A 21,861-nucleotide genomic window follows, 5' to 3' on the forward strand; every position below is an offset into this window, starting at 1 on the left:
AACCCTCGTCCCTATCCTTCGATCCTGTAGTGATCGATAAAGTCTCGGTCCGGCTCGACACCCAATCCGGGGCCAGTCGGGATCGTGACACGGCCGTTGTTGGCCTTGACTTGATTTTGAATTTCCAGCGGTTCGGTCAGCAGATCGTCCCGAAACTTGTTGTCCGTTGTGTCGAACTCCAGCATCGGCTCCCATGGATGCAAGCCGCCTGGAATTGCGGGCATGGCCGCTAGTAAATGCAGATTAGTTGCGACGGCGATGGCGCTACCCCAGACGTGATTTACGACCGGAGTGAAATGTGCGTGGCATAGAGACAGTACCCTGAGATACTCTGAAACACCGCCCAAAGCACAAACCTCTGGCTGCGCGATATCGATGCCACGGTTTTCAAGAAGATTGCGCCATGCCCAGCGATTGAATACCGCCTCTCCGCCTGAGATGTTTACTTTAAGCGAAGTGCGCAGTTCGCGGTATCCGTCAATGTCTTCTGGCGCGACCGGTTCTTCGAACCAATATGCGTCCAGTTCTTCCAGCGCCCGACCGACAAAGAACGCGTCTGAAGTCGTATAGGCATGGTTTGCATCGACCATAAAAGGAAAGTCGTCACCAACTCCGCGTCTAACTGCTTCGCACAGTTTCACATCAGGCTTCGGGCCAAAGCCCGTTTTCATTTTGGTGGCGGTAAATCCCATTGACTTGATCTTAGCGGCTTCATCCTCAAAACGGCTTGCAAGACTAGAAATCGGTTCATCCCGGAGCATCATGCCGTAGCCGTAGCAAGGAACGCTTGCGCGATGAGCCCCGCCGACAAGCTTATGGAGGGGGAGGCCAGAGATTTTGCCGGAGATGTCCCAAAGTGCGATGTCCACCCCGGACAAAGCCTGTATTGGCATTCCGCTTTGGCCATGGTCTCGCAAAAGATTGTACACCTTGTGCCAGATCACGTCTTTGTCCAAAGGGTCCATGCCAAGGACCATTGGTTGGATTACCTTTTCCACGATGGATTTGTTCGCAATGGCTACGTTTCCGGGACCAAAGCACTCCCCCCAACCGGTTACCCCTTCATCTGTCTGAATCTCGACCAGATGGGTTGTACGCTTGTCATAATACTGTTGCGAGTAGCCCAGAACTTCCGGCATGTCGTACTGCAGTACATGACTTATTATTCTGGTGATTTTCATGAAGTTCCGGATCCCGGCGCCGATCCGGAGAGGCCGCAAGCGCGGCCTTTCCGTGTGTCGTAGTTCGATCGAAGCCTGATTATTGCATTGCGCCCAGGTCACGCAGGAAGTTGATGTGGCTTTCCAAAAGCGCCTGTGCTTCAGGTGTCGTTGCGAACTCCGTCCAACCGACCTGAACGGCCGCGCGATACGCTGCCAGGTCTTCAGGCGACCATTCGTACAACTGCACGCCTTTTGCCTTCAAGTCTTTTGCAGTCTGAGCGTTCTGCACCTCATTGATTGTGGCATTGTGCAATGCCAGGCTATCCATTGCGACTTCCATGATCTTCTTGTGATGCGCGGGCATCGCTTCCCAGACGTCTTTGCGACAAGCTAGGTGATCTGCAGGCATCGAGTGGAAACCGGGATAGTTTGTGTGGCCTGCGATCTCGTACAGACCGAGGCCTACATTGTTCGTCAGGTTCGCAGCATCCGCACCATCAATGATACCGGTTTCCAAAGCCGTGAAGATTTCGTTGAAGTCCATCACGATCGGAGAAGCACCAAGTTCCGCGAACACCTTGGTAGCAAGGCCTGGAGGCGAGCGGAACTTCCAATCTTTGAAGTCTTCCACTTTTGCAATCGGCTTGGTCGAAGACAACGACTCTGGCCCGGGAATCCACCATCCGATGAATTCCATGTCGTAGCCGTTGTATAGATCATTTACAGCTTCTCTTCCGCCGCCATGAAGAAGCCAAGCCATTTGCTGATATGGGTTCTGATATCCGCCGAGCAGGTCGCCCGCAAACTGGAAGGCCGGGTTTTTACCGGTCTGATAGCCGCCGCCCGTCATGTCGCAATCCAGAATTCCTGTAGCTGCGGCATCGAAGGTTTCAACTGATTTGACCACCGAAGAGGAATAGAACATTTCAACTTCGATTTCGCCGTTCGACATTTCCTGAATGTCTTCAACGAATTTTGCAGCCATCTGGCCTGACAGAGTTTCGGGCGAAAAATGGGTTTGAATTCTAAGCTTCGTTGTTTCAGCCATCGCGAAACCGGCTGCCATTGTCGTGGCTACGGCCGCCAGGGCCGCTGTCTTGACTATTTTCATATTGTCCTCCCAGACGTTGAGCGTGCGCGGTGTGGAAGATCTTGCCGCCTCCTTTGCTGTCGCGCAGGTAAACGTTAAGCCGACGAATCGAATGCAACAAGAAAAAATTGAAATTTCTAAAAATTTCGAGATTCTTGCGATAATTCGAAAATAAGGTTAGGACGCTACTTGGACAAAACTTGAAGGTGCATACTGGAATGAACGACGAAATAGATATTTATCAAGATCTTAAGATGCGCCTGATCTCTAATGGATTCGAGCATGGAGCGAAGGTGCGGGCTGAAGAACTTCGTAAAGTGTATGGCTGTTCTGCGAGCGCCGTTCGTGAAGTCCTTTTTCGTTTGGCCGCTGTTGGTTTGGTGGACTTTCAGGAACAAAAAGGTTTCCGTGTGCCAATGCGTTCGCCGCAGAAGCTTATCGAATTGACGCACGTCCGTGTTCTGTTGGAGGCCGAAGGCACCGCAATGTCGATCCGTAATGGCGGGGTGGATTGGGAAGCAAGATTGACGGCCGCACATCACAAACTCAGCCATATCGAAAAACGCATTCACGCCACAGACGACCCGAGCGGCCTTATCGAGATATGGTTTGCCTCGGAAAAGGAATTTCACCAAACACTTATTTCTGCCTGTGGCTCGGAAACTTTAAAACAAATGCATAGCCGAGTTTATGCGCAATTCAGACAGCAGTTGATGGTGGCAGACCGGAACTTTGAATTCATTTCTCAGAACATAAGACACCATGCCGATATACTTGAAGCAGCATTGTCAGGGGATGAGCAGTTAACACGAGAGAAAATTCACGACCATCTGGAACGCCATCTAACTGGAAAGACGATGGGCGACTAAAGCCGAAAATCGTCTTCCAAATACACCTGAATTATATCGTCGAAGCTTGATTCCGCCTCGAACCCCAACTCCTGAGCGCGATCTGTTTGAAAGTCTCGCGGCCAATTCTTGACTATTCGTTCGATTGTCTCGTCGGGTTCTTGCCTGATTAGGCCAACCGCTTCTTGGCCGGCCACTTGGCGCAGAGCTTCGATTTGTTCGGCGACGGTGCAACTTACGCCAGGCATGTTCAATGCGCGTCTATCATTCAAAAGCTGTGTGTCCATTGTTGCTGCATGGGTCAAAAAAGTCGCAGCGGCGCGGGGGCTGGCGTGCCAGTGGCGAACGGTTTCGGCAACTGGCAAGACAGCCTCATCCCCATTCAATGGCTCTCGGATTATACCCGAAAAGAAGGACGAAGCGGCAGCGTTGGCTTTGCCCGGGCGCACACACAAAGTGGGCAAGCGCAAGGAAATACCGTCGATGTATCCTTTCCTGCTGAAATCCGTGATCATCAATTCAGCCGCCGCTTTCTGCGCTCCGTAACTTGTCAAAGGTGCCGAGAGGAACTCATCGCTTATCTTTTCGGGGAATGGTGACCCGAAAACTGCTATGGACGAGGCAAAAACCAGACGAGGTGTGTACTCGTTTCCTGATGCCTCGTGTTCATCCTTAAGTGCGTTCAGCAGTGCCCACGTTGCCATAAGGTTTACATCCCAACCCAACGCAAAGTCTGTTTCAGCTTGGCCTGAAACGATAGCTGCAAGATGAAAAATGACGTCTGGCCGCTGCGTAGCAAAAGACTTAGCTATGCCTGACGCAGTCAAGTTCCCCACAATTTGATTACCTGCCGCACTTTCGGGCGGGAACGAGAGATCGAACAGTGAGACTTGGGCATCGGCTCCAAAGGTTTCTTGGGTCGACACGCGATGGGCCAGTTTCTGGCCCAGCATTCCTCCGCCGCCTATAATCAGGATCCGCGTCACAGCATTCCGTTCCGTTTTTTGAGTTCTAGATACAAAGCCGAATGATCCAGTTCGGCCCCATCCATTTCGTCTATCAGATATTCGAAACGGTCGCGCACAGATCGGGTGCTAGGTAGCTCAACGCCAAGGCTTCGTGCTTCCTCCAGCGTGTTGTCCAAATCCTTGAGTTGAAACTTAGACAAACCTCCGGGTGCAAAATTTCCATCAGACATGCGTTCGCCATGTTGTTGCAAGATAATACTATCCGCAAAGCCCCCCTTCAGTGCGGCCCTCAACGCGGTGGGGTCCGCACCACCTTGCTGAACCAGCAGAGTCGCTTCGGCGACAGCCGATATTGTTACAGCGACAATTGTTTGATTGGCCAATTTGCACAATTGACCAGAACCACTTGGGCCAACATGTACAGGCCGGCCCATTGCTGTCAGAACTGGTCGCACGCGCTCCATAACGTCCTGATCGCCACCGACCATGATCGCAAGGGTGCCAGCTTCGGCACCTTTGGTGCCACCGGAAACCGGGGCGTCCAGATGCAGCACCCCCATCGAGGAAAGCTGCGCGGATTGCTCTCTTGCGTGTTCGGGTTTGGCGCTCGACATATCAATCCAGATCATCCCCGGTTTGAGTCGCTCGCGGAAAGCCTCGTCAGCAAGTAGCGCGCCGGTCGCATATCCATCCGAGAGCATGGTTATTATTACGTCTGCACCCGAAACCGCCAGCGGGGCAGTTTCCACCAATGTCGCGCCTTCTGCTGTCAACGGTTTTGCCTTTTTCAAGCTGCGGTTCCATACAGTGAGCGGAAACTCGGCGCGCAAAATATTCCGCGCCATAGGAGCTCCCATCAGGCCGGTTCCCAACAGAGCCACTTTGAACTGCTTGCTCATCATCTACTGTCCTTCCGAAGGTGCGCCACGCATGGTTATGGCCAAACCAAAATCTCTGTCATACGCTAACGGCTCTGTGCCCACATGCCAGAAGTCGTTGCAAATCCGCCAAGGTTTCTTTGCTTCTCGGTTGATCTGTGGGACGAAGTAACACTTGTCCAGTCGCCACTTTTGAGGTCGGAATATTTATATGTCAGAAAGACTTAAGGGAAAAAGCGTCTTGGTCACAGCCGCCGCACAGGGGATCGGACTTGCAAGCGCAATTGCAATGGCAAGAGAGGGTGCAAAAGTCTATGCGACGGATATTAACCCTGAAAAACTAAATTTGATTCGCGGTCGGAATCTCGAAAATCTCGAAATATTCGAGATGGATGTGACGAATAATGACAGCATTCATCATGGGGTCGCGCGAGCGAAGCCGGACGTTTTGTTCAACTGCGCAGGGTTCGTGCATCACGGAACTATTCTGGATGCAACCGATGAAGAGTGGGATTTCGCCATGGACCTTAATGTGCGCTCAATGGTGCGCACGACAAAGGCTGTATTGCCGGGAATGCTAGAGCGCGGAGGAGGCTCGATAATCAATATGTCTTCCGCACTGGGTTCCATAATCGGTGCGCCAAATCGTTTTGTATATGGAACGACAAAAGCCGCTGTTGTCGGGCTGACGAAATCGGTAGCCGTGGACTTCATAACAAAAGGAATCCGGTGCAATTGCATTTGTCCGGGAACAGTCGACAGTCCCAGTTGGCGTGACCGCGTAGATGCGTTGGGCGAGCAACTGGGCAGCAGAGAAGAGGCCCTTGCACAATTTGTGGCGCGTCAGCCTATGGGGCGTGTAGCGAAAGCAGAAGAGATTGCTGCATTGGTCGTCTATCTGGCGAGCGATGAAAGTGCATTCACCACAGGACACACGCACATAATTGACGGGGGTTGGTCAGGCCAATGACAAAAGTATCAAAAAACGATTTGCGATCTCGCAAGTGGTTCATGAATTCTGAGAACCTTGAGATGACTGCATTGTATCTGGAAAGATACCTGAATTACGGATTGACCCGTGAGGAACTGCAATCAGGCAAACCGATCATTGGCATTGCTCAGACCGGCAGTGATTTGAGCCCCTGTAATCGGCATCATATCGAATTGTCCAAACGTGTTCGCGATGGAATCATCGCCGCCGGGGGAACGTGCATCGAAATACCGGTCCACCCGATACAAGAGACAGGTAAACGGCCAACGGCGTCACTCGACCGCAACCTGGCTTATCTGTCCTTGGTTGAGAGTCTATTCGGGTATCCGATTGACGGCGTTGTTCTGAACATTGGTTGCGACAAGACCACGCCCGCGCTTCTTATGGCCGCTGCGACCGTCAACATCCCAGCGATCGCCCTGTCGGTCGGTCCCATGCTCAACGGCTGGTGGAAAGGTGAGCGCGCCGGATCGGGAACGGTTATTTGGAAAGCGCGCGAAGACCTTGCGGCTGACGAAATCGACACCGATGAGTTCATGGAAATCGCAGCCGCCGCAGCACCTTCGGTGGGTTATTGCAATACGATGGGAACAGCAACGACCATGAATTCGCTTGCTGAGGCCTTGGGTATGCAATTGCCCGGATCAGCAGCCATTCCAGCCCCGTATAGAGAGCGCGGTCAAATCAGTTATGAAACGGGTAAACGCATTGTGGACATGGTCTGGGAGGATCTACGCCCCAGCGATGTGATGACACGTCAGGCTTTTGAGAATGCGATTGTTATCAACTCTGCGATTGGTGGATCGACGAATGCGCCGATCCACCTGAATGCAATCGCTCGGCATCTTGGTGTTCCGTTGACCAACGATGACTGGCAGAAACTTGGCCACGACGTTCCACTGTTGGTTAACATGCAGCCTGCGGGTGAGTATCTGGGCGAAGATTACCAACAGGCCGGAGGTGTACCCGCCGTTGTCGGAGAGCTTCTTCATGCTGGATTGCTGCCGCATCCCAATGCGATAACGGTGAACGGCAAGACAATGGGCGACAATTGCTCGGCACGCCGGTCTCAGAATAGCGACGTAATCAAGCCCGTCAGTAACCCGGTTAAGCAACAGGCGGGGTTCATCAATCTCTCAGGCAACCTGTTCGAGAGTGCGATTATGAAAACATCTGTGATCTCACAGGCATTTCGAGAGACCTACCTGTCGAACCCGGATGATCCGGATGCATTTGAGGGCAGGGCGGTTGTGTTTGATGGGCCTGAGGACTTTCACCATCGGATTGATGATCCTGCAGAAAACATCGACGCAAACTGTATTCTGATTATGCGCGGAGCGGGACCAAAAGGATACCCTGGTGCTGCAGAGGTCGTGAACATGCGGCCGCCCTCATATTTGTTGAAACAGGGCATCGAAGCCCTTCCTTGCATCGGTGATGGACGGCAATCCGGTACATCAGGAAGTCCGTCTATCCTGAATGCCTCACCCGAAGCTGCAGAGGGTGGTGGATTGGCTTTGGTGCGAAATGGTGACCGACTGCGCATCGATCTTGGCAAAGGCACAGCAGATATGCTGGTTTCGCTCGAAGAACTGCATCAACGCGCCCGCGATCTGGAGGCAAAGGGTGGTTATTCAACCCCGCCCAACCAATCCCCGTGGCAGGAATTATTCCGCGAAAAAGTAGATCGGTTGGATCGCGGTATGACGCTCAAGGGTGCAGAAAACTACCGCGATATCGCGCGAGGCTTCATGCCACGCGATAACCACTAAAAGGAACAGAAATGAAACTTGTTCGTTACGGAGCCAAGGGCTCGGAAAAGCCAGCCCTGGTCGACTCTGAGGGTCAATTGCGGGATCTGTCCGCTCATATCAATGATATCACGGGGGATATGTTGGATGACGGAACGCTTGATAACCTGCGGTCATTGGATCCGAACAACCTGCCAATTGTAAAGGGTGACCCTCGTATCGCTCCGTGTGTCGGTGACATCGGCAAATTTCTTTGCATCGGTTTGAACTACTCGGACCATGCTGCAGAAACCGGCGCAGATATTCCCGAGCATCCGATACTTTTTTTCAAGGCGAACTCGGCTGTCATTGGTGCTTATGACGATGTTGTTATGCCGCGGGGGTCTACACATACCGACTGGGAATGCGAACTGGGGGTCGTCATTGGTAAGACAGCCAAATATGTTTCCAAGGCCGACGCACTCGAATATGTTGCGGGCTATTGCATTGTAAACGACGTGTCGGAAAGGCATTTTCAAACGCAACTGACAGGTCAATGGACCAAAGGAAAATCCTGCGACACTTTTGGCCCTACCGGCCCGTGGCTAGTGACCCGGGATGAGGTGCCGGATCCTCAGTGTCTTGGTATGTCTCTGGATGTAAACGGTCAGCGCATGCAAACCGGGAATACCGCCACGATGATCTTTTCCGTTGCCGAGATCATTGAGCATCTAAGCCAACTTTTTACACTGCACCCCGGTGACGTCATTTCAACTGGAACACCGCCTGGTGTTGGAATGGGAATCAAACCGGAACCAGTTTATCTGAAAAATGGCGACGTCATGGAGCTTCGTATCGATGGGCTTGGTGTTCAGCGGCAAAAGGTCGGCCAAGATGACTGACTTGTTGCAAATCGGAGGGATCACTGAACGGATGCGAGGACGCCTGTCTTCAGTGTTCAATATTCATCAATTGGACGATTTCAACGCGGAAAGTATTACGCATATCGTAACGAACGGGCATGATGGCGTTCCGCATGACCTAATGATTTCACTCAGTAATCTGAAGATGATCAGCGTCTATGGAGTCGGCTACGACGCCGTCGACGCTAATGCTGCGGCTGAGCGTGGGATTGTTGTGACGCACACGCCCAATGTGTTGAACAAAGAAGTCGCAACCACCGCCGTTCTGCTGTTGCTGTCATGTTATCGAGAGCTCATACGTGACGATGATTACGTCCGGTCCGGGCGATGGGAAGTTGAAGGTAATGCCCCTTTGACGCGATCAGCGGACAATCAAAAAATAGGCATTCTTGGTCTTGGTCGCATTGGTCAGGCGATTGTTGATAAGTTGGAGCCGTGGGCACCCGAAATCTCATATCACACCCGCAATCAAAAGGATGTCCCGTACCGATATTTCGACAATTTGGTTGAAATGGCAGAGCATGTGAACGTTCTCATATGCATCACGCCTGGCGGCCCGTCGACCAATAGGCTGGTCAACGCTGAGGTGTTGCGCGCGTTGGGGGCAGGCGGCACTCTGATAAACGTTAGTCGAGGTTCGGTTGTCGACGAAACTGCCTTAATTACTGCATTGCAAAATGGTGAGCTCGGGTGGGCAGGGCTTGATGTCTTCGAGGACGAACCGCGCGTTCCAAAAGCATTGCGCGAGTTGTCCAATGTCGTTCTGCTCCCTCACGCTGGTAGCGCGACTTTTGAGACGCGTGCAGCAATGGGTGACCTGACTGTCGACAATCTGCTGCAACACCATAAGGACGGATCGGTCATCACAGCTGTGCCGGAATGCAGAGATCTGTAATAGGCCAATCTGAAAAGTGTTTGAGTTTGCTGTCGCGGTTTTCTTTCTGCTGATTACGCCGGGCCCGGGTGTTCTAACAACTGCGGGTATCGGATCAGCATTTGGTTTTCGAGCTGGACTCGCCTTTGTGGCTGGTCTGATGCTGGGCGGGTTCATCAACATGATGTTAGTTGTCTCTGGAGTCGCTGCGGTTGCTTTGGCTGTACCGGTGCTTAGAACTTTGTTGCTATTCGCCTCTGTCGGGTATCTGGTATTTCTCGCCTGGCGTATTGCCAGCGCCGGCTCAAAGGTCGGATTTTCCCCTGCGGTTTCGCCGCTTGGTTTTGCGAACGGTCTGACACTTCAGTTCATCAATCCCAAGGCTTACGTGGTCGGCACAGCATTGTTTTCAGGGTTTGCCTTTTTGCCCGATGCGCCCGTTTGGGAGGTCGTCATAAAAATCGTAGTATTCAATATGATTTGGGTTCCAGTGCACATGATCTGGCTGGGTGCTGGCGCAAAGCTGGGTAGCCTTGATTTAAGCGAGAGATCGCATCAAAGGATCAATATTGCGATGGCCGCTTCATTAATGGTGGTTGTGGTGATTGCCTTGGGGTCGGCGCTATGAACGATATCTAAGTCGGTCTTACTTAGCAGGCGATTGGAAGCTGCAGATCAAAGTGACGCCGTTATTCCACCATCGACATAGAGAGTATGACCATTGACGAAACTGGATGCAGGGGAAGCAAGGAAAATGGCGGCGCCGACAAGTTCTTCTACATTGCCCCAGCGACCGGCCGGGGTACGTTTCTCAAGCCATGAGCTAAACTCTGGGTCGGCAACCAAGGCGGCGTTCAAAGGTGTATCGAAATATCCAGGCGCAATGGCATTGCAGTTTAGACCATACTTAGCCCAATCAGTTGCCATTCCTTTTGTAAGATTGGTCACGGCGCCTTTTGTCGCCGTGTAAGGCGCAATACCCGGTCTTGCTAATGCGGATTGAACCGACGCAATGTTAATGATCTTACCAGACTTTCTTTCAATCATGTGCCGTGCCACAGCCTGACCGACGTGAAAGACGGACGCTACATTTGTCTGTAGCAGGCGCTCGAAGGCATCAGCGGGGAAATCCTGTAACTCCGTCCTATGTTGCATTCCGGCGTTGTTTATCAGGATGTCTATTGGGCCGACTTTTTCTTCAAAGTCGTCCACAGCAGATCGGACACCTTCATGATCGGTTGCATCGAACGAAAGTTCGCGTACCGAGGCACCTGTTTCGCTCAGCTCGGATGCTGCTGACGCTAGTTTAGTGGCATCGCGCCCGTTCAAAACGACCTGCGCACCGGCGGCAGCCAAACCACGAGCCAACGCAAATCCGATGCCTTGGCTAGAGCCTGTTACGAGCGCGCGTGTTCCCTCTAGGCTAAACATTTCAAGCGTCATGCAAAAATCCCTTGGTTGTCAGCACCGACTATCCGTATCTTTTGGCAATCTGTATAGGGAGTCCGTGCAATGTCTACGGCCAGTGTTGCTGTTGTTATCCATGCCGCAAAAGATCTGAGGTTGGAAAACCGGGATGTGCACGACGTGGGGCCAGACGAAGTCTTGATTGCCATGCGCGCGGGAGGGATTTGCGGCTCTGACCTGCATTATTACAACCACGGTGGTTTTGGTGCGATCAAGTTGCGTCAGCCGATGGTGCTTGGACACGAAATCGCCGGGGAAATAGTGAAAGTTGGATCAAGTGTGCGGGGGCTACACCTAGGTCAGCTGGTTGCAGTTTCTCCATCCCGACCTTGCCAATCCTGCAGTTATTGTCTGAACGGGCAGCAAAACCACTGTCTTGATATGAAGTTCTATGGCAGCGCGATGCCGTTCCCGCATATCCAAGGCGCTTTTCAAAGCAAACTCGTAGCGAAAGCCAGTCAATGCGTTCCAGCAGATGGGTTAAGTCCTGCGCAGGCCGCTATGGCCGAACCTTTGGCGGTCTGTTTGCACGCGATTAAACAAGCTGGGAGCCTCTTAGGTAAAACGGTTCTTATCACGGGATGCGGTCCAATCGGCTGCCTCACGATCTTGGCGGCGCGTCGTTCTGGGGCGGCCAGAATAGTGGCGACGGATATCTCGGACCAGACCCTCGCTCTGGCGCGTGGATGCGGGGCAGACGATGTCATCAACACCTACACCGATCCACAAAAACTGGAGCAGTTTGAAAACGACAAGGGTCAGGTTGATGTACAACTGGAGTGTTCCGGGGCTCAATCGGCTCTGGCTTCTGGCGTCGCATGCTTGCGACCGGGTGGAACATTGGTTCAGCTTGGTCTGGGCGGAGATATGACTGTGCCGATGCAGGCGTTGACTGCAAAAGAGATAGTGCTTCGCGGGTCTTTCCGTTTCCATTCCGAGTTCTCAGTCGCGGTCGAGATGATGCGAAGCGGACTAATAAATGTAGACCAGTTGGTGACGCATTCCTTCGAGGTTAGCGAGGCCATCACAGCTTTCGAGGTTGCGTCCGATCGAAGCCGATCAATGAAGGTGCAGTTAACGTTTCCGGATAATGACAATGGATAGACGAACGCGTGATATTGCAAAGACTTATGAAAGAGATGGTTTCGTAGCTCCGCTGGATATCCTGACAGCTTTTGAGGTCCAAGCGCTGCGCAATGATTTTGAGAAAGCTGAGCGCATTCTCAGAGACGACCCAGATAAACTCAAGCTTCTATATTCTTATCCGGACAGGCTGATACCATCATTCGATGCACTACTTCGCCATCCGAAGCTGATTGAGGCTGCTTCAACGGTGTTAGGGCCGGACCTCATGGTTTGGAGCGGTGCACTTTTCGTAAAAGAAGCGCGATCATCGAAGATAGTCTCGTGGCACCAAGACTTGACCTATTGGGGATTGGATGATGCTGAAGAGGTTACCTGTTGGGTTGCGATTTCAGAAGCGTCTGAGCAAAGCGGGTGTATGAAGTTTGTTCCTGGCAGCCACAAAAGCCGTATCGTGCCTCACGTGGACACCTTCAGCGAAAACAATCTTTTGTCACGCGGGCAGGAAATCGCAGTCGATGTGAACGAAAAAGATGCAGTCGCTGCCGAATTGAGTGCGGGGCAGGCATCCATGCATCACGGGCATCTCTTTCACGCATCAGGACCCAATAACACAGACGATAGACGCATTGGTGCGGCGTTGCGTTTTATAAAGCCTTCAATGAAACAGCAGAATGGCGTGAAAACTTTGGTTGCGCTAGTCGCAGGGCGAGATGATTTTGGGCATTTTTTACTTGCGTCCTCCCCTCAGGGCTTTTTGCATGAGAACGATTTCGTTTTGTGTCAAAGGGATGCAGACCGCAAGAAACAAATACTCTTCGCCGGAGTGAAGTGACGCCCTTGGCATGCCAAGAACCATTGCTACATCGACCCGGAAGCAGACCTGAATCGCGAAAACCAATGAACATTCAAAAGGTTCTTGTCATAAGAACTTGGGGTGAGCGGGCAGGGGTGTTGCGTAGCTTGTGCCCATGACTAATCCTGCCTCTTACAAGTATTTCAAAACCAGCCCCGAGATCATCCGCCTTGCGGTGATGTTATACATCCGCTTCTCGCCTTCACTTCGGAATGTCGAAGTTCTGCTGCACGAGCGAGGCATCGACGTGAGCCACGAAACTGTCCGATATGGGTGGAACAGGTTCGGTCCGATGATTGCCTCTGAGATCCGAAGTAAGCGGGTGCAACAACTGCGCGCATTCTCGAAATGGAAGTGGCATGTGGATGAGGTTTTTGTGAAGGTCAATGGCAAGAAACATTACCTCTTGCGGGCCGTAGATCATGAGGGCGAAGTGCTGGAAGCAGTTGTCACCAAACGTCGAAACAAAGCTGCACCATTGAAATTCCTCAAGAAATTGATGAAGCGATGCGGTAAAGCGGAAACCGTCGTCACGGTTCGCTTCGCCGGACACAGAGTCGCGGTCAGAGAGCTGGGCACGCTCGAAAAACAACCGACGGGCAGGTGGCTCAACAACCGCATCGAGAACTCGCACCTGCCGTATCAACAACGCGAGCGCGCGATCCAGGGTTTAAGGCGCATTCGAAGTTTACAGAATTTCGCTTCCGACCATTCCTACGTATACAACCACTTTAACCAGGAAATATCCCTCACCAGCCGAGACTCCTTCAAGCTGACGCGAACCGCCGCTCTTGACGAGTGGCGTCAACTTTGTTCCGGATAGGTTCACGATTTTGAGTCAAATTGAGACTGGTTCGAATTTGTCTGACAGCACCAATGGAGTTTGAAGCCTAGGACCCGCCCAGCGTTTCGTTGTAAGATGATACTCGGATATTCGCGCTATTATTTGTCGTGCGGTTATCCACGCTTGGATTGCCAGAATCCACTCATCTGACGAATGACGGGCTTCATGATCCGCGCCGCTAGTTGTGGAAATGGGGCAATTTTCTGAGATTGGTTGTTCAATACAAGCCAGAATTGGACGCGCAAAAGCGGATGAACCTAACTATACCACGCAGCTGACTGCGAGGTGTCTGGCGAAGTAATTTGGGAACCACTTCCTCAACGAACAGGGCGACGATTGGCTTCATGTTTGCGATGCGCAGGAACAAGACAGCTGCGCTTGTTGTGATTTGCGCTACTGATCAGAGATACGGATTTCGCCGTTTGGTCGATAAATCTGCAGTGGTGCGGGGTTATCTCACAGAGAAACCAACTTGCCTGAAACTTTTGTTGACAATATCTATTCGGCTATTAATTTTAGCAACTAAAATAAAGATAGGTGGGTTCAAAGATGTATCTTGGATTGGACTTGGGAACATCTGGTCTTAGAGGGATTCTTGTCGACGACGCAGGTTCCGTCGCAGGTAGCGCTGAGTCCATTATCCTTACGTCTTCCTCAAAACCCGGATGGTCCGAACAGTCCCCTTTGGATTGGGTGGAAGCTTGCAAAGAAGTCGTCAGTCAGCTTCGGGCTGCACACGGAAACGCGTTTTCTGCGCTGCGCGGCATTGGTTTGAGCGGGCACATGCACGGTGCGACTCTTTTGGATGCCAATGGTAACGTGTTGCGACCGTGCATTCTGTGGAACGACACGCGGGCATCTAAAGAGGCAGAAATTCTTGATCAACTGCCGGGTATGCGTTCGAGTTCAGGCAATATCGTTTTTCCGGGGTTCACGGCCCCCAAGTTGGAATGGGTCCGCGCAAATGAGCCAGACCTGTTTGCTAAAACTGCCAAGGTCCTGCTACCGAAAGACTACCTGCGGCTCTGGCTGACCGGAGACTACGTCAGCGATATGTCTGACAGTGCCGGAACTTCATGGCTGGACGTTGGTGCGCGGCGATGGTCGGAAACCGCACTGGAACAGAGTCACATGAACATCGAACAAATGCCTCAACTGGTCGAAGGCAGTGATCCGGGCGGGGAGCTGCGGTCCGAGTTGGAGCAAGAGTGGGGAGTGTCTGGACCGGTCGTGATTGCAGGGGGAGCAGGGGACAATGCCGCTGCCGCCTGTGGGATAGGCAGTACAAGCGATGGAGCTGGCTTCTTGTCCCTCGGAACCTCAGGTGTGTTGCTGGTGTCCAGAGACATTTATGCTCCAGCGCCAGAAACGGCGATACATTCTTTTTGTCATTCTGTCCCTGACAGGTGGATTCAGATGGGTGTTATCCTTTCTGCGACAAACAGTTTGAACTGGCTTTCCCGCAATCTGGGCCAGTCCGTTGGGGACATGATCACCTCGCTGCCTGCCGATCTGGATAGCCCATCAGAGATCACGTTTCTGCCTTATCTTTCAGGTGAGCGGACGCCTCACAATGACAGTGCAATCCGTGGTGCGTTCCTGGGTGTGGATATCTCCTCGGAGACCACTGATTTGACGCGGGCTGTCATGGAAGGCGTCGCCTTTGCAATGCGGGACTGTTTGGAGGCCCTCAAGAGTACCGGAACAAAGCCAACCAGCCTTTTGGCCGTTGGCGGCGGTGCGCGATCTCGGTATTGGTTGAAAAACCTGGCCACCGTGCTCAATACGCCCCTTGCCTTGCCCCGGGGCAGTGAATTTGGTGCCGCCATCGGCGCCGCCCGCCTGGCAATGTGCGCCGTGAATGGCGCAAACCCGGACTCTGTGATGATGTCGCCCAAAATCGACACGGTGATCGAGCCTCGTGGGGATCTGATCGATGCATTCGAAAATGAATACCAACGTTACCGGCAATATTATTCGGCCTTAGCACCTTTTGCGAAACGATGAACAAAAGGCGGGACATACCTCCTCGAATCGAACGAGCCGTCCTGAATGATGGCGACATGCGCGTGTCGCTACTCAGCTACGGGGCGACAACTCAAGGTTGGTGGTACAAGGGGATGCCAATGATCCTTGGATACGAGAACCCGCGGGACTACGTCACCGATAATAATTATCTGGGCGCAATCGTTGGGCGTGTCGCCAACCGGATCGGAGCAGCGCGTTTTGACATGGAAAATGTTCGGTATGAACTGGACGCAAACGAGGGTCGGAATTCCTTGCACGGTGGGCGGGCAGGCCTATCGTATCAGAATTGGGCTCTTGAGCAGATGACAGCAAACGAGGCCATATTGCGCCTCACTTCCCCGGAGGGTGCCAGCGGTTATCCAGGAACCGTCAGATTTGAAGTGCGAGTAAGGCTGGACTATCCGCGTCTGGTTTATTCGATTTCAGCACAGCCGGATCGGCCGACACCCGTAAGTATAGCGCAACATAATTACTATAGCCTGGGTTGCGTAACGGGCATTTCAGAACATTGTCTGCGGCTGACTTCAAACCGTTATCTTGAAGTTGACAATCAGGGTATTCCCTCGGGCAAGATTGTGGACGCAAGAGATAGTGGTATGGATTTTTCCGCGCCGAAAGCGATCAGTGCCGTTTTGACGGATTTGGACAACTACTTCGTTTTCAACAGCGCACGAGAGAAGGGGCTTCCGGTCGCCGACCTTACTACACCCACGGGTTTGAAGCTATCTGTATGGTCAGACCAGGCAGGGGTGCAAATTTACTCCGGGGCTCACCTCACGGAACCCTTTTACAAGAGCGCTGGCGTGTGCATCGAGCCATCGGGTTATCCCAACGCGCCCAACATCCCCGAGTTCCCGTCGATCATATGCGCTCCTGAAGCCCCTTACGAGCAGACATTGATTCTGCAGATTTCAGAGGGTGTGACATGAGGCTTGTTACACCGATTGTTGCTTTTAGCGTGGTAATTGCGTCCACTACTGTGGCAGCGGCTCAGAACCTTGGGCCAATCCCAGAATTTGTTGAACCTGGCGTGAAAGAGGTCCAACTTGGGCGACTGCTTTTCTACGACCCGATCTTGTCCGGGAACAGGAATATCAGCTGCGCGACTTGTCATCACCCCAAACTCGGCACGTCCGATGGGCTCTCGCTTGGGATCGGTGAAGGTGGTGCGGGTCTGGGGGCAAAGCGGAGATTCGATGCGAAAAACCCGCCGGAGCAACGAATCCCGCGCAATTCGCCGGGTCTTTGGAATCTTGGCGCAACCGAGTTCACAGTCTTCTTTCATGATGGGCGCCTTGAAACTGATCCGACACGCGCGAACGGTATCAGGACGCCGCTGGGCACTCATATGAGGTCAGGTTTCAAATCCGCTCTGGCAGCTCAGGCAATGTTTCCGGTGCTGTCTCCTGATGAGATGGCAGGCCACTATTCCGAGAATGACGTCAGCCAGGCTGTACGCCTCGGGTTGCTTACTCAGGAAGGCGGGGCGTGGGATTTGATAGCGGCTCGCGTCGCGGCCATCCCGGAATACGAACAGCGTTTTTCTCAGGTTGCACCAGGAGATACGATCACCTTTTCCGCTATTGCGAATGTAATAGCTGATTTCATTGCCTTCGAATGGCGCGCTGTCAATAGCCCGTTTGACCTTGCGATGCGGGGGGAATCTGAGTTGCCGGAAGATGCTCAGCGCGGCATGCAGTTGTTCTACGGGAAAGCAGGGTGCAGCATCTGTCATTCGGGCTGGTTCCAAACAGACCACAAATTTCACTCCATAGCGATGCCGCAGATAGGACCCGGAAAAGCGGCGCGGTTCGAAAGCCATGTCCGGGATGATGGGCGCCTACGCGTAACTGGTGACGCAGAGGATGCGTTTGCGTTTCGCACGCCCTCGTTACGCAATGTAACGCTGACGGCCCCGTACGGGCATAACGGTGCCTATGCGCAGCTTGAAGATATCGTGCGCCATCATCTCGACCCAGAGGATTCCCTGCGTTCGTACTCCTTGGAAATGGCTGTGCTCCCTGACTTTCCGGGTGCAAAGGATCAGCTTCCATTGTCGAACCCAGAGAATTTGGATGCGATTGCCAGAAGCAGCGACCTGTCAAGGCTAAGTCTGACGGATCAGGAGATCAGCGCGCTACTGAGCTTTCTGGCCAGTCTGGAAGATCCCGCGGAACGTCTTGGTGTTCCAGATCAGGTTCCAAGTGGACTGCCGGTTGACCAATGATCATCGCTCAATTTGAATGATCTGATTTGATTGGATTTCCTGCCATCCTCCTTCTTCGCCATCAGGCCAAATAACCCGAACTTCGATTGCCTTCGCATCCCCCAGTCCAAAATGATGAAGCCCTGCGATACCGCTGGTGTGCCCTCCACCGATTGTGATTTCCCGGGTTACCACACCTGACTCGGTCCTGGCCTCGATAAAGCCGCCGACCGCGAAGCGGTTTGGTTTATCTTGGGAAATGTCCAGCATCACCCAATTCCCGGTGTGGGGCTGGTTTTGATAGACCTCAAGTTCCGAGCCCCGGTTAATCACCACCAGATCAAGCCAGCCGTCATTGTTGAAGTCAGCCAAAGCCGCGCCGCGCGACTTGGCCATAGAGGCAACGCCAGCCTCGACTGAAGCTTCTTGAAATTGACCATTCTCCAGTTGTAACAGTAGGTTGTTGGGGTCATTCAATGCTGCATCTGGCATCTGCTCGACATTTCCCTTGGCGACAAAGATATCGTCTAGACCGTCGTTGTTAACGTCGCCAAATTGCGCATGCCATCCAGTTGATGGGCGACCGTCGTCTCCAATATGTGGCCTGTGAGCGGTTGTGCCTTTGCTGTAAGTGGCGTCTCGCCAGGTTGGGCCGCCAGCTTCGGGGTCAAAAACTTGAAATTTTTGGTCACCCATAGAAGTCAGGTAAACTTCGGGGAAGCCATCGCCTGTTAGATCTCGTGAAGCGATGCCCATGCCCCAGATCGAATATGCCAACCATCCGTCTTCTTTCGAATAGGGGCGTGGAGTTTTTTCCATTGCCCACAATTGCTCGTGGCCGCCACGTACATAGTAATGGCGATCGTTACTGACCCGCAGATCCGCTTGCCCGGTGCGGGACCAGTCAGAAAAGAGAATGGACAGCGCGCAATAGCCTGGTTCGAGATGTTCCGGTGGCTGGTAACTGCCGCCACTGGGCCGGTATAGGACCGTGGGTCCGCAAGTCTCAAACGGGCCGTCGGGATTGTGACGATCAACATAAGTTCCGTAGGCCAATGTTGGCAGAGTCTGATTAGCTTCCCAGGTGGCAGAGAACCCGGTTGTCCAATGATCCTCTGATCTGAAGCCAAGGGAGCTGAAAGGGCGGAACTTGCAATCAGGCTCACCTTTTATAAGCAGATCGGGACCGACGCGCAAAACAGCCAGATCCATAACGCCATCACTGTCGACATCCAGCGGGTAAGCCCCAGTTACGTCGACCATGGAAAGCAGCTCGGGGGTATCAGCACGAAATGAAACGCTTTCGTGCGATGTGTTTCTAAACAGTTTGGATGTGTTGGTGCCACCCGCTGCAAAGAGTTCGGGCAACCCATCACCGTCACAATCGAAAACGGCGACTCCGCCGCCAACAAAGTGCTCCCAGCCGCCGTCATAGATATGAGCGCCTATGTCAATCTTTTGGAATTGCGGAGCTTGAGTTTCTGCGCTGGCCGCAGATGCAAAAGCGAATAGGATACAAAGCTCAGGGCGCATTTGTCGACAGCTCCTTTACCTTGAGGATCGAGACCTGCTCAATCCCGTACGCCGCAGCTCCCTTGGCCCACATAAGGTCGCCCCAGTGATGGGCTGTGATTTCCGGCAAGGGGGTATCGACATTCACGACGCCACTGCGAATTCGGGTTATCACCTCGTCCGAATTCAGGTGTTCTAAGTCCATCTGAGCTCCGGACAAAATAATGCGTTCGGGATCAAACAGATTGATCAGATTGGATATTCCCAGACCAAACATCTGGCCCGCGCGGGCCAGAACGGATTTCGCCCTTTCGTCTCCGGATCGAGCATTTTCGTGGATCTCTTTAATGGTTTCCGTTCCAATGCGTTGATCGGCGACGGTTGCTTCCCGGATCAGTGCATAGTCCCCGACATAGGCCTCAAGGCAACCCCGCTGGCCGCACTGGCAAAGCGCGCCGTCCAGTTGGACTTTTGTGTGGCCAAATTCCGCTCCGCAGCCTCTTTCCCCGCGATATAGCTTACCGTCCAGGACAATTCCAAGCCCAACGCCGTGTTCGATCGTGACGACAAGAAAGTTCTTAAAACCCTTGCCTAACCCAAAGAGTTGTTCCGCCTTTGCTACCAGGTTGGCGTCGTTTTCTATAAAGGCGGGGCAGGGCAGCTCTGTTTCCAGAAATTGGCTAAAATCGACGTTTCTATCGGTAAGTGAAGAGGACCAGTGTACAAAGTTCCTTTCTGCGTCCACGAGACCGGCAACCCCAATTGACACTCCGGATAAGGTGTCGAGGGTCTCGTTGATCTGAGCGCAGGCCTCATCCAAGGCCTTGCGAATAGTTGCCACTAATGCGCCTGGCGTCATCCGGACGTCGTCCAACGGATGTTTGTATGATGTGACCTCGTTGCCTTTGAAATCTACAAGGATGACCGAGATCATGTGGCGCGCCACTTTGAGGCCCGCAACAAGGTAAGAGCGGCCATCCAGCTGAAGTAAAACTCTGGGCCGACCCCTTTTGGCGGATTTGGATTGCGGTTCGGATTCGATCTCTTTGATCAGCCCCGCAGATATGAGGTCGGCTGTGGCTGCAGTAACCGTCGCAGGGCTGGTCTGCAAAGCGCTGGCGATATCTATCCTGGAGATCGAGCCTCTTGTCCGAATATGTTCCAACACCCGCAGGCGCGTAATGTTCCGCTGGTCCGCGGCATTTTGAGAAGCTTTGCTTTTCAGCATCTTGGCCTCACGAATCTGGTTCTTACCTCAATCTATTTGGATTTCGCCTGTCCTAACAGACTAAATATTTTACCGGCTGAAATAAATATGGTATTCAAGTTTGTGAGAGCCGCGAATCGAAATGCGATGGCTCGGCAAATGGGAGGAAATCATGAAGAGAATTCTCAGCTTTTCGGCTGTGGCCACTTTGTTGGCTTCGACCGCATTCGCAGAGCCAGTGGTCGGCGTGAGCTGGTCGAACTTTCAGGAGGAGCGTTGGAAAACAGACGAAGCGGCCATCAAGTCGGCACTTGAAGCAGGCGGTGCCGAGTACATTTCGGCAGACGCGCAATCGTCCTCCGCAAAGCAGCTATCGGACATCGAAAGCCTGATCGCCCAGGGTGTGGACGCGCTTATCATCCTAGCGCAGGACGCGCAGGCCATTGGTCCCGCGGTTCAGGCCGCGGCGGACGAAGGTATTCCTGTGATAGCCTATGACCGTCTGATCGAGGACGACCGAGCATTTTATCTGACCTTCGACAACGTGGAAGTCGGCAGAATGCAGGCTCGGGCTGTCTTTGAGGCCATGCCCAAAGGCAACTACGTGATGATCAAAGGCTCTCCTACTGATCCGAACGCAGATTTCCTGCGCGGGGGTCAGCAAGAGATCATCGGAGCAGCCGTCGACAGCGGTGACATCGTGATCGTTGGTGAAGCCTACACAGATGGTTGGTTGCCCGCGAACGCGCAGCGGAACATGGAACAAATCCTGACCGCGAACGAGAACAACGTGGATGCAGTCGTTGCGTCGAATGACGGTACTGCAGGCGGTGTTGTTGCGGCCCTAACAGCACAGGGTATGGAAGGCATTCCGGTGTCAGGTCAGGATGGCGACCACGCAGCGTTGAACCGCGTTGCGCTGGGCACTCAAACCGTTTCGGTATGGAAGGACGCTCGTGAACTCGGAAAGGCCGCTGGCGAAATCGCAGTCGCACTGAGCGGAGGGACAAGCCCTGCTGATGTCGAAGGTGCAATTAGTTGGACATCACCGGGTGGCACCGAGATGAACTCGGTCTTCCTCGCACCCGTTCCGATCACCAAGGACAACCTATCCGTTGTTGTGGACGCTGGATGGATCCCATTGGAAGATCTGTGTCAGGGCGTTGAAAACGGACCTGCTCCCTGCAACTAAA

At 53.0% G+C, this 21,861-nt stretch carries 20 protein-coding genes; 13 read left to right on the plus strand and 7 right to left on the minus strand.

The window, feature by feature from the left end:
- Positions 1-11: 11 nt before the first annotated feature.
- Positions 12-1,181 (minus strand): mandelate racemase/muconate lactonizing enzyme family protein, encoded by a 1,170-nt coding sequence (locus ACR0A1_RS02230; RefSeq protein ID WP_480561298.1) that lies wholly within the window; start codon positions 1,179-1,181, stop codon positions 12-14.
- 79 nt (positions 1,182-1,260) lie between these two features.
- On the minus strand, positions 1,261-2,274 hold the full coding sequence (locus ACR0A1_RS02235) for a TRAP transporter substrate-binding protein (RefSeq protein WP_170396175.1): 1,014 nt from the start codon (positions 2,272-2,274) through the stop codon (positions 1,261-1,263).
- Positions 2,275-2,471: 197 nt separating this feature from the next.
- Here ACR0A1_RS02235 and ACR0A1_RS02240 point away from each other — a divergent pair, with 197 nt between their 5' ends.
- A complete protein-coding gene (locus tag ACR0A1_RS02240; protein WP_170396177.1) occupies positions 2,472-3,122 on the plus strand; it encodes a GntR family transcriptional regulator in 651 nt (216 codons plus the stop codon).
- On the opposite strand, the gene denD is transcribed toward ACR0A1_RS02240, so the two are convergent.
- Positions 3,119-4,087, minus strand: a complete 969-nt coding sequence (denD, locus tag ACR0A1_RS02245) for a D-erythronate dehydrogenase (protein WP_480866070.1) — start codon at positions 4,085-4,087, stop codon at positions 3,119-3,121. The genes ACR0A1_RS02240 and denD overlap by 4 nt on opposite strands.
- The gene (locus tag ACR0A1_RS02250; RefSeq protein ID WP_480866071.1) at positions 4,084-4,968 is read right to left on the minus strand and encodes an NAD(P)-dependent oxidoreductase; all 885 of its coding nucleotides are present in this window, start codon (positions 4,966-4,968) and stop codon (positions 4,084-4,086) included. Before ACR0A1_RS02250 ends, denD begins: the two co-directional genes overlap by 4 nt.
- A 190-nt stretch (positions 4,969-5,158) precedes the next feature.
- Between ACR0A1_RS02250 and ACR0A1_RS02255 the strand changes: the two genes are divergently transcribed.
- Genes ACR0A1_RS02255 through ACR0A1_RS02275 form a run of 5 tightly spaced genes read left to right on the plus strand, consistent with a single transcriptional unit; the run spans position 5,159 to position 10,093 of the window.
- Positions 5,159-5,917 (plus strand): SDR family oxidoreductase, encoded by a 759-nt coding sequence (locus ACR0A1_RS02255; RefSeq protein WP_170609034.1) that lies wholly within the window; start codon positions 5,159-5,161, stop codon positions 5,915-5,917.
- Positions 5,914-7,710, plus strand: coding sequence for an IlvD/Edd family dehydratase (locus ACR0A1_RS02260; protein WP_480561301.1), 1,797 nt, complete (start codon positions 5,914-5,916; stop codon positions 7,708-7,710). The genes ACR0A1_RS02255 and ACR0A1_RS02260 overlap by 4 nt, the downstream gene beginning before the upstream one ends.
- 11 nt (positions 7,711-7,721) lie before the next feature.
- Positions 7,722-8,570: a fumarylacetoacetate hydrolase family protein gene (locus tag ACR0A1_RS02265; RefSeq protein WP_170733451.1), complete on the plus strand. Its 849-nt coding sequence runs from the start codon at positions 7,722-7,724 to the stop codon at positions 8,568-8,570.
- On the plus strand, positions 8,563-9,486 hold the full coding sequence (locus ACR0A1_RS02270) for a 2-hydroxyacid dehydrogenase (RefSeq protein ID WP_170733450.1): 924 nt from the start codon (positions 8,563-8,565) through the stop codon (positions 9,484-9,486). The genes ACR0A1_RS02265 and ACR0A1_RS02270 overlap by 8 nt, the downstream gene beginning before the upstream one ends.
- Before the next feature lie 16 nt (positions 9,487-9,502).
- The gene (locus ACR0A1_RS02275) at positions 9,503-10,093 is read left to right on the plus strand and encodes a LysE family transporter (RefSeq protein WP_170403474.1); all 591 of its coding nucleotides are present in this window, start codon (positions 9,503-9,505) and stop codon (positions 10,091-10,093) included.
- Positions 10,094-10,140: 47 nt separating this feature from the next.
- On the opposite strand, the gene ACR0A1_RS02280 is transcribed toward ACR0A1_RS02275, so the two are convergent.
- On the minus strand, positions 10,141-10,908 hold the full coding sequence (locus ACR0A1_RS02280; protein ID WP_170565707.1) for an SDR family oxidoreductase: 768 nt from the start codon (positions 10,906-10,908) through the stop codon (positions 10,141-10,143).
- A 69-nt stretch (positions 10,909-10,977) separates the two neighbouring features.
- Between ACR0A1_RS02280 and ACR0A1_RS02285 the strand changes: the two genes are divergently transcribed.
- The 6 genes from ACR0A1_RS02285 (at position 10,978) to ACR0A1_RS02310 (ending at position 17,970) form a co-directional block, all read left to right on the plus strand.
- Positions 10,978-12,036, plus strand: coding sequence for an L-idonate 5-dehydrogenase (locus ACR0A1_RS02285; protein WP_480866074.1), 1,059 nt, complete (start codon positions 10,978-10,980; stop codon positions 12,034-12,036).
- Positions 12,029-12,850: a phytanoyl-CoA dioxygenase family protein gene (locus ACR0A1_RS02290; protein WP_480866076.1), complete on the plus strand. Its 822-nt coding sequence runs from the start codon at positions 12,029-12,031 to the stop codon at positions 12,848-12,850. Before ACR0A1_RS02285 ends, ACR0A1_RS02290 begins: the two co-directional genes overlap by 8 nt.
- 136 nt (positions 12,851-12,986) lie before the next feature.
- Positions 12,987-13,694: an IS6 family transposase gene (locus ACR0A1_RS02295; RefSeq protein WP_480866077.1), complete on the plus strand. Its 708-nt coding sequence runs from the start codon at positions 12,987-12,989 to the stop codon at positions 13,692-13,694.
- A 570-nt stretch (positions 13,695-14,264) separates the two neighbouring features.
- Positions 14,265-15,722, plus strand: a complete 1,458-nt coding sequence (gene xylB, locus ACR0A1_RS02300) for a xylulokinase (RefSeq protein ID WP_480866079.1) — start codon at positions 14,265-14,267, stop codon at positions 15,720-15,722.
- The gene (locus ACR0A1_RS02305; protein ID WP_480866081.1) at positions 15,719-16,672 is read left to right on the plus strand and encodes an aldose epimerase family protein; all 954 of its coding nucleotides are present in this window, start codon (positions 15,719-15,721) and stop codon (positions 16,670-16,672) included. The genes xylB and ACR0A1_RS02305 overlap by 4 nt, the downstream gene beginning before the upstream one ends.
- Positions 16,669-17,970: a cytochrome-c peroxidase gene (locus ACR0A1_RS02310; RefSeq protein ID WP_480752660.1), complete on the plus strand. Its 1,302-nt coding sequence runs from the start codon at positions 16,669-16,671 to the stop codon at positions 17,968-17,970. The genes ACR0A1_RS02305 and ACR0A1_RS02310 overlap by 4 nt, the downstream gene beginning before the upstream one ends.
- Here the strand turns inward: ACR0A1_RS02310 and ACR0A1_RS02315 are convergent, their stop codons facing one another.
- Positions 17,971-19,482 (minus strand): CRTAC1 family protein, encoded by a 1,512-nt coding sequence (locus tag ACR0A1_RS02315; RefSeq protein WP_480752663.1) that lies wholly within the window; start codon positions 19,480-19,482, stop codon positions 17,971-17,973.
- On the minus strand, positions 19,472-20,689 hold the full coding sequence (locus ACR0A1_RS02320) for an ROK family transcriptional regulator (protein WP_170626595.1): 1,218 nt from the start codon (positions 20,687-20,689) through the stop codon (positions 19,472-19,474). Before ACR0A1_RS02320 ends, ACR0A1_RS02315 begins: the two co-directional genes overlap by 11 nt.
- 151 nt (positions 20,690-20,840) lie before the next feature.
- Here ACR0A1_RS02320 and xylF point away from each other — a divergent pair, with 151 nt between their 5' ends.
- On the plus strand, positions 20,841-21,860 hold the full coding sequence (xylF, locus tag ACR0A1_RS02325; protein ID WP_170626596.1) for a D-xylose ABC transporter substrate-binding protein: 1,020 nt from the start codon (positions 20,841-20,843) through the stop codon (positions 21,858-21,860).
- Position 21,861: the final 1 nt, after the last annotated feature.

It is taken from the genome of Ruegeria sp. D6, assembly GCF_056534365.1.

What these genes read in the sequence shown, in the direction of transcription:
- xylB (WP_480866079.1), top strand. Translation starts at nt 14,265, where the DNA reads ATGTATCTTGGATTGGACTTGGGAACATCTGGTCTTAGAGGGATTCTT.
- ACR0A1_RS02315 (WP_480752663.1), bottom strand. Translation starts at nt 19,482, where the DNA reads ATGCGCCCTGAGCTTTGTATCCTATTCGCTTTTGCATCTGCGGCCAGC.
- ACR0A1_RS02305 (WP_480866081.1), top strand. Translation starts at nt 15,719, where the DNA reads ATGAACAAAAGGCGGGACATACCTCCTCGAATCGAACGAGCCGTCCTG.
- ACR0A1_RS02240 (WP_170396177.1), top strand. Translation starts at nt 2,472, where the DNA reads ATGAACGACGAAATAGATATTTATCAAGATCTTAAGATGCGCCTGATC.
- ACR0A1_RS02290 (WP_480866076.1), top strand. Translation starts at nt 12,029, where the DNA reads ATGGATAGACGAACGCGTGATATTGCAAAGACTTATGAAAGAGATGGT.
- ACR0A1_RS02260 (WP_480561301.1), top strand. Translation starts at nt 5,914, where the DNA reads ATGACAAAAGTATCAAAAAACGATTTGCGATCTCGCAAGTGGTTCATG.
- ACR0A1_RS02270 (WP_170733450.1), top strand. Translation starts at nt 8,563, where the DNA reads ATGACTGACTTGTTGCAAATCGGAGGGATCACTGAACGGATGCGAGGA.
- ACR0A1_RS02235 (WP_170396175.1), bottom strand. Translation starts at nt 2,274, where the DNA reads ATGAAAATAGTCAAGACAGCGGCCCTGGCGGCCGTAGCCACGACAATG.
- ACR0A1_RS02250 (WP_480866071.1), bottom strand. Translation starts at nt 4,968, where the DNA reads ATGAGCAAGCAGTTCAAAGTGGCTCTGTTGGGAACCGGCCTGATGGGA.
- ACR0A1_RS02265 (WP_170733451.1), top strand. Translation starts at nt 7,722, where the DNA reads ATGAAACTTGTTCGTTACGGAGCCAAGGGCTCGGAAAAGCCAGCCCTG.
- ACR0A1_RS02230 (WP_480561298.1), bottom strand. Translation starts at nt 1,181, where the DNA reads ATGAAAATCACCAGAATAATAAGTCATGTACTGCAGTACGACATGCCG.
- ACR0A1_RS02255 (WP_170609034.1), top strand. Translation starts at nt 5,159, where the DNA reads ATGTCAGAAAGACTTAAGGGAAAAAGCGTCTTGGTCACAGCCGCCGCA.
- ACR0A1_RS02320 (WP_170626595.1), bottom strand. Translation starts at nt 20,689, where the DNA reads ATGCTGAAAAGCAAAGCTTCTCAAAATGCCGCGGACCAGCGGAACATT.
- ACR0A1_RS02285 (WP_480866074.1), top strand. Translation starts at nt 10,978, where the DNA reads ATGTCTACGGCCAGTGTTGCTGTTGTTATCCATGCCGCAAAAGATCTG.
- ACR0A1_RS02310 (WP_480752660.1), top strand. Translation starts at nt 16,669, where the DNA reads ATGAGGCTTGTTACACCGATTGTTGCTTTTAGCGTGGTAATTGCGTCC.
- ACR0A1_RS02295 (WP_480866077.1), top strand. Translation starts at nt 12,987, where the DNA reads ATGACTAATCCTGCCTCTTACAAGTATTTCAAAACCAGCCCCGAGATC.
- xylF (WP_170626596.1), top strand. Translation starts at nt 20,841, where the DNA reads ATGAAGAGAATTCTCAGCTTTTCGGCTGTGGCCACTTTGTTGGCTTCG.
- ACR0A1_RS02280 (WP_170565707.1), bottom strand. Translation starts at nt 10,908, where the DNA reads ATGACGCTTGAAATGTTTAGCCTAGAGGGAACACGCGCGCTCGTAACA.